Genomic DNA, 839 nt, shown 5'->3' with positions numbered 1-839 from the left:
CCCAGGCCCGCCGCGCACAGCTCGACGACGGGGCGGCGGCCGCGGGGCATCCCGGCGTCGTCGAGCCGGGTGCCAGGCTCGATGCGCAGGGGCAGGTCCGGTCCGAGCCGCACCGCGAGGCGCATGAGGGTGCGACCGGGGGCGTCGTCGGTGAAGGTCAGCTCAGCGGCCTGGGCGGCCTTGACGTGCCGCAGCTCGGCGGCGAGGTGGCTGGTCAGGACGGGCGCGAGCACCCCGGCGGCTACCTCGATGAGGGCCCGCTCGCGGCTCGTCCACGCGCGCACGTCGAGCCGCGCCAGGCGCGAGGCCCCCGCCATCGCCGCCGAGAGCCCGTCGGTGCTCTCGCGGTGCCGCTGCAGGAGGAGCTCGAACCGGCCGGGGTTGCCCTCCGGCAGCAGGACCCCCTGGGCCCCGGCACGGCGGGCCGCGCGGACGTCGGCGTCGTCGTCGTTGCCGTAGTGGCGCAGGTCCTGGGGGCGCACCCCCTCGCCGGCCGCGACCGTCGCGAAGAGGGTGCCCGAGCGCTTGGAGGTGCGGTGCGCGTGGGACACGTAGAGCACATCGCCCTCGCACCAGGCCCCGTGCTGGCGCAGCTGCTCGGTGATGAACTCGGCCGGCAGGTACATGTCCGAGACGAAGACCACCCGCCCGGCGGCCTTCCGGGCCTCGCGCAGCCGCGGCAAGACGGCGGGCACCGGGTGCAGCAGGTCGGCCTCGGTGGCCATCTCGAGCTCGGCGAGGCGCTCCTGGTCTGCGGCGGTCAGGCCCAGGGTGGCGCCGAGCTCGGCGTGGATCTCGGCGAGGCCGGTGCCCTCGGCGTCGGCGGCCAGGGCGCGCTG

The 839-nt window shown here is 77.0% G+C and carries 1 protein-coding gene; it reads right to left on the bottom strand.

Annotation, left to right across the window (positions count from 1 at the left end; genetic code table 11):
* Nucleotides 1-839 (bottom strand): hypothetical protein (locus L0B03_RS18555; protein WP_250448578.1); only part of this gene is annotated, 839 nt, incomplete at both ends.

This window comes from Actinotalea sp. C106 (genome assembly GCF_023630195.1).
GTDB lineage: Bacteria > Actinomycetota > Actinomycetes > Actinomycetales > Cellulomonadaceae > Actinotalea.
Note: the sequence above shows the minus strand (reverse complement) of the source record. Positions and strands in the feature narration are given on the sequence as shown.